This window comes from Carboxylicivirga sp. (assembly GCF_982718395.1).
This window is the reverse complement of sequence record NZ_CEXQWX010000081.1, coordinates 1-6,499: the sequence shown is the minus strand read 5'-3', so window position 1 is coordinate 6,499 and position 6,499 is coordinate 1. Positions and strand designations below refer to the sequence as shown.

The 6,499-nt window shown below is 32.3% G+C and carries 4 protein-coding genes; 2 read left to right on the top strand and 2 right to left on the bottom strand.

All coding sequences use genetic code 11. The features are described 5' to 3' along the window. Together AC4MRQ_RS15010 and AC4MRQ_RS15005 are read left to right on the top strand one after the other, a co-directional pair. Positions 1-1,647 (top strand): helicase-related protein (locus tag AC4MRQ_RS15010; RefSeq protein WP_491198506.1); only part of this gene is annotated, 1,647 nt, incomplete at its 5' end. A 190-nt stretch (positions 1,648-1,837) separates the two neighbouring features. After that, positions 1,838-4,303, top strand: a complete 2,466-nt coding sequence (locus tag AC4MRQ_RS15005; RefSeq protein WP_491198505.1) for a S8 family serine peptidase — start codon at positions 1,838-1,840, stop codon at positions 4,301-4,303. A gap of 15 nt (positions 4,304-4,318) precedes the next feature. Here the strand turns inward: AC4MRQ_RS15005 and AC4MRQ_RS15000 are convergent, their stop codons facing one another. Both AC4MRQ_RS15000 and AC4MRQ_RS14995 read right to left on the bottom strand, forming a co-directional pair. After that, complete coding sequence (locus AC4MRQ_RS15000; RefSeq protein WP_491198504.1) at positions 4,319-5,341, bottom strand: AAA family ATPase; 1,023 nt, start codon at positions 5,339-5,341, stop codon at positions 4,319-4,321. Positions 5,342-5,439: 98 nt separating this feature from the next. Next, positions 5,440-6,105 (bottom strand): hypothetical protein, encoded by a 666-nt coding sequence (locus AC4MRQ_RS14995; RefSeq protein ID WP_491198503.1) that lies wholly within the window; start codon positions 6,103-6,105, stop codon positions 5,440-5,442. Positions 6,106-6,499: the final 394 nt, after the last annotated feature.

Here is a 6,499-nt window from a genome sequence, read left to right as displayed (position 1 = left end):
GCAGAGAATGCCTCAGACTTAAGTAAAGGAAGGCGATTGCTAAATTATTTAGAGGGAACTGAATTTATTCCAGTCGAAAAGATTGATGAACCAGATGATGAAAATAAACAAACAATAGGAAGCGATTTTCATAATGGTAATGACGCGGAAATACTTCAAGAATTAGTTGAAGAATATAAGTTTAGGTTCTCTCATATTAATAATGGAACGCCTTCACACCCTAAGTATGATCAATTGTTGGATTATATATCTCCTGGAATCAACAAACAAAACTTAAAGTACTTAATTTTTGTAAGGAGAATTCCATCTGTAAAGGAAATTGCTAAACGATCAATAAAGAAATATGATCATTTTCTTATTCAAGTCTTTAATGAGGTAAGTGGTGAGGATCTTAAGCTGGAATATGACTTAATTAAAAGAAGGAATTTTGATAATATGTTCTCAGATAATGATTTAGAAGAAGTAGCAACAAACTTTCATAATTCAGAAGAAGATACTGATAAAACAATTCCCAATTCATTGTTCTTAGATTTATTTAAGATAAAAAAGGGGCACGCAATAAAAGCTACTGCAGCAGCAAATTTTCGACTAAGCTTATTGAATCGCTATAATTCACCATTTATTATTTTTTTTCAGCCCATTAATGATTTATGTAAACCAACGTCCGGTTTCTTAATAACAAATTTGAAAAAACGTATTTCATCATCAGGAAAAAGCACAAATAAGGATGACTATTTGTCTTCAATAGAAGAAATAAAAGATGTTGAATTATCATATAAAGGAAAAGATAAAATTGAAGATCACATACTTCCAACGGATAAAGTTTTTGAATATAATACATTCTTGAATATTATATGGGATTATCTGTCAGTTAAAGCAAAAGAGACGTATATATCCTTTACTGATGAAGAAAAAGAATCATTTTCAACTTATTTAGCCAAAGGTCTTTGTCTTGGTACTCATTACATTGTTGTTTTCTTTGCACTTTATTGGAAACATAAGAAGAAAAAAAAGCGTTCAAGAGAACTTTATTTTTCATTTCTTAATGAGGTAATCAAATATTTAAAAGATGAAAATAATAATGAATTAGTCCATCTTGTAAACGAAACAATTTTGACCTTTGAAGTTGTATACAAAAAAGCATTTAGCCTGAATGAAGATGATCTTTATGATTATATGTGGGATGAGTTTAATAATACGCAACCTGCATACCCATATTCGGCAGGAACGAAGAATGAACGAATTCGTAAGTGCTTTAATACTCCTTTTTACCCTAATCATTTAATTAGCACTTCAGTTCTTCAAGAAGGAGTAAACCTTCAATACTTCTGTGATGAAGTAATTCACTATGGTATGGCTTGGACTCCTGGAGATAATGAACAAAGAATTGGAAGAATAGATAGAATGTTTGGTTTGATTGATCGGAATTTAGAAAAGAATAATGGAGATGCATCCTTAAAAATTCAATACCCTTTCCTTAAAGGGACAGTTGACGAACAGCATGTTACAAGCTTTATCAAAAGAAAATATTTTGAAGAAGAACTCATTGAAAAGCTACAAAATAGCGAGAAAATAAAGTCAAATGAATTATTTGAATTGGACAATAGTGACTGGGAAGCATATTTAAGAAAGCCTTGCTCAAAATAGTTCTGGAATATGCCAGGAAATATCTCAAAATGAGCACAGCTTCCAATGTATTAGTATTTTAAAAAAACAAATTCGATCAGCTAAATTCAAGAGATAAAGGGTGAAATAGAAGTTTAAATATAAATGGTACTGAAAAAATCATTAAGTTTATTAATTGATTTAGTTTAAGTACTTAGTATCCCAGACCAAAATGAATAGACCTCACTTATATTTTAATAATCCAGTTGAAGGAACAAGAACGTTAAAAGGGCGACCAGGAGGAGGTGGCAATGATGATGACGATAAAGATAAAAGGCCAAAGGATTATCGTTTGATGGCATCTACTTTTTCTGATTGTTTAGTGAAGTATGAATCCGATTACATGGAAAGAGTTGAGGCAAGAACTATTGAAGTTGAGGATCACTTTGACTCTATAGAGCTAAATTTCTTTGCTGGATTTGATGAAGTAAAATTCAAGGCTTACTACATAGATAACTTTGGGATTGAATTATTACGATTATCTCATTTTAACCGAAAAGGATTATTTGCCATTGAAGATGAAGAGAAGTTTGCCTCCTTCTTTCAACAGCTAAATATCTTTATTGGTAATCAGGAGAATAACACGAATAAGCAGTTTGACGCAAAAATAAAGTTTATTAAAAACTTTAAATTATTCTCAACTGACGACCGTTTAGGAAATATTAATAGCTATGCTGTTATCCATTTGTCTTTTATGGGAGTAAACTCATTTATTGAAAATAAAGTAATAATTCCTCAAAAGGAAGAGTTGGCTCTATTTCTTGATGGGCATATGGTTGAGTATGCTTTTGAAGAACAATATGGCGAGGTATATGATATAGATGAAGATCTTCTAAGGACTATTCTTGATAATTTCGATTTTATTTATGCTACATGTTCGGGTTCCGGAGCCATAGTAACACCAAGTAAATTTAATATACCTAAACGTGAATTTGGATTTGACATAACTAATTCTGAAGAAGAGCTCCCTGTTATTGGAGTCATAGATTCAGGGGTGTCATCTCAAACACCATTGTCTTCCATATTAGTAGGTGTTGATGGTGAATATGATACTACAGGTACTGGTTCTTTTAATGATAGTGCCAACCATGGAACAGGGGTAGCTGCCTTTGCGGCTTTAGGAAGTAAATTAATTCCAGGTTATAATGGATCAGTTGAGGCTGATGCAAAAATTTTACCTATTAAAATCATTGATGGTAGCAATGGAGCAATCTCTCAAAAACAAGTTGTTGAGTTAATCCGAGAAGCACACCATAATTATGGTGTTAGAATATTTACTTTAACAATTGGCTATACTGATTTTCCATTGTGTGATAATCAAGAGTTCTCATCATATGCTACAATGCTAGATCAGGTGGCATTAGAGTTGGATATTTTAATTTTTATCTCGACTACCAATCACTTTATAAGTAATTTGAAAATTCAGGATTATCCTGGTAAGTTTCAGGTTGGTAATGCTAATATTGCACCACCTGCAGAAAGTATGAATAATATTACTTTAGGTGCAACTGCCAATAATTTTAATGCTAATGGTGTTTATGGCCTTGCTGGGAACCAAAATTATCCGGCATTATATTCCCGAAAGTTTCATTATGATTTTGAGAATAAAGATGTTTTTAATCAAGCAACAGTAAATAAATATTTAAGTAAGCCTGATATATTAATCGGAGGTGGAGATTATTATGAAACTTCTTTGTTTGGCATGGAAGTTCTTGATGAGCAAGGGAAAACTTGTTTGGAAGTACTTTCTGCTGATTTAAACGAAAGGACATTTTTAGCATTGGGGACAAGCTATTCAACTCCTATAGCAGCAAATATGGCTGCCAAATTGCTTAAAATATATCCAGGTATAAATATGCAAAGTGTTAAGGCACTTTTAATCAATGCATCTGATGAAATAAAATTAGGACAAGAGTTTGATGCTTTCTCAAAAGCAATGCACAAGCGAATAACAGGTTATGGGGAGTTAAATAATCAAATTTTATTTTCAAATAATAACGAGGTAACGATGGTTATTGAGGATAAGGTTTTGGTTGATGAAATAAAACTGTTTCCTTTAAATCTTCCGGATTACTTGAATAGTGCCGAGAGAAAAAATGGACTATTGAAGTTTACAACTACTTTATGTTTTAAATTCCAACCTAAAACTGATAATCAATTATCGTATTGTCCTGTTCATCTTACATTTGCCATAGGTAAAAATGTGGATATTGAAATATCACATATTGAAGAACGGGAGAATAAGGATGGGGGAATTCGTATGGTAGAAGTTCAGGATGGTTATAATGGCAGTAAAAAGGACAAGTATTGTCTAGGAAATAAAGGTTGGGTACAAGATTTTTATTATAGAGAAAAGATAGTTAGTAACGTACAGAAGCATTCGTTTAATGTTAAGCGTCAGGATATTATCGATGAAGAAAATACTTTTAAAGTAGCAGTCAATGCAGCGTTTCATAAAACTATGACTGATGCAAATAAAGAGGCATTTGAACGTGAGATTCCTTTTAGCTTGATTATCAAAATAGAACAACAACCTTTGAAGGACGAAGAACTGGATTCTTTGTACGAAGGATTAATGGCTGTTAATGAACTAGAGATTATGGGTAGAATTGACCTGGAAGCAGATTTGGAAAGCTAAAGCAATTATTGTCTATTATTTAGTTTCGGGTTCTTTTTCCTTTTCAAGAAGAGGCTTTAAAATGTCAGTATTGATATAGTACTCTTCTTTGTTATTAGTATGACTGTCAAACAAGGTCCTTTTAATAGCTGTTAATATAGCCTTTTGAACTAGATAATACGATAAGCCCGCAGATAATTTAACAACCTCGTTTAACTCCTTTTTTGTTTTGAATTTGAAAGGTGTCTTCGAAATAGTTTTATCAATTAATTCAGATAGCTGTTGCTTATTAGGTAGATCAAGATTGACTTTTAGATCAAACCTTCTAAGTAAAGCATCATCTAACATTTGTAATTGGTTAGTAGCCGCTATTACAATACTATCTTGAGGTAAATAATCAAATAACTGAAGAATTGTATTAACAACCCTTTTCATTTCCCCATGATCCTGGCTGTAATCCCGAACTTTACCCAAAGAGTCAAACTCATCCAAGAAGATAATACAATTTTCACCTGATGCTCTGCGGAATATCTTGGCTAAATTTTTACTTGTTTCTCCTAACTTGGAAGATACGATAGCACCCAAATTAATTACATACATCATTTTATCAAGCTCTCCAGCCAGAACATATGATGCCAATGTTTTGCCACAACCGGAAGGACCGTAAAATAGAATTCGATTAGAAACAGGTAAATCAAATTGCTTAAGAATATCAATACCTTGATGTTCTTTTACAAAGTATTTTAGTTCCTCATGGATATCCTCTGAGCAAACAAGATTTTCAAAGGTATAATCAGAAGTCAGCTTTTCGATAATGAGTTCGTTGATTTCCCTATCGTCTTCACGTAAAAAGTATTTCTTAGAACCTACTTTTGTCAGACCTTTTGATTGTTGACTACGCAATCCTTCTTTTAAAATGGATTGTAACTGCAATGCAAAGTTAGTCTTCTTGGTTTGCCTTGAATAATCTATTAGCTTATTCAACACTTCAAGAAGTTGTTCTTGATCATTCTCAAGACCATATCTAGCAATATCCTTTATGTAATCAAACTGACTCATTTGGGCACAAATGTACTTATAAAGATAATATATTAACGCACTTGAGGAAAATAAGTTTGACTAGAAGTTCTTATCGTATCAAAATTATTGTTAGATATTCAGATTAACCTCTCTTCTAGCTGACCTTTCCATGTTATAAACCCCTTTTTATCATCTGAATAGTCATGAAATATCCTACTGAAGTTTTCTGGTTGATTTTCAAGAAAGAACTGACGGCCTTTATTACGAATGATGTTTAAGTCTTTATTTATTGAGTTGAGACGTTCATTTAAATTGGATTTATCAATGTGCCAAATATAGGTGGCTTCTTCTGTGTTTAGTGTTTCTGCAACTATATGATATTTTTCTTCACCTTCTAGTAGGAATACAAAGGAAAAAGGAAATAAAATAAATCTAATTTTGAGGATGTTAGAGAGATGGTGCTTTAGCAGGTATTTAATTTGTCTGTAATGTTTAACCGATTCATCTTTAAGTATCTCGTTGATTAATTCTTCTTCAGAATTGTATAGGTTATTTCCTTCTTGAAGATCTGTTAGATCTACAATATTTGTTTTGTTGGGCTTTGATCCCAATATATTCTTGTTTAAGAATTGAAACTTAACGCTCTCGATTATTCCTGAATTAATTCGGTCAATATCTGTTGATGTGGCATCCTGAGCAATTAATCTACCATCTTTAAACTCAGCATAAATATTAGCTTCGATATTTCTGATATTTAACTGCTTGGCAAAATATGATTTTAAGATGGGAATATGGAAGAGCACAACGTGTGTTTGAAATAACAAATATCTTGGGACTTACTCACTCGAAGCTATATCAGACTTTGCTTCTTTGGCAATTATTCAGTGAAGTAGAAGTAAAAGTGATAATTATTTCGTGATGGGCTCTGACCTTGACTCGTATGTCTGCACTTTCAAAACCAATTATTTCTAAGACAGCATCCTTTAACTGTAAACCGTTCTATTTTTACCTAAGTTACACACAGCAACGAGGCTAATATTTGCCAAATTTTAAGAGAATTTTAAGAGCATATCCGAGGTTAAGCCGGTTTTATAGAAAATATAATCCTCTGGGTTGAAAATTTGTAAATACAGCACATGTACAGGTTAATGTTGTTACCTACACCGAATAATATTGTTCGGTTCTCTAGACGGCAAA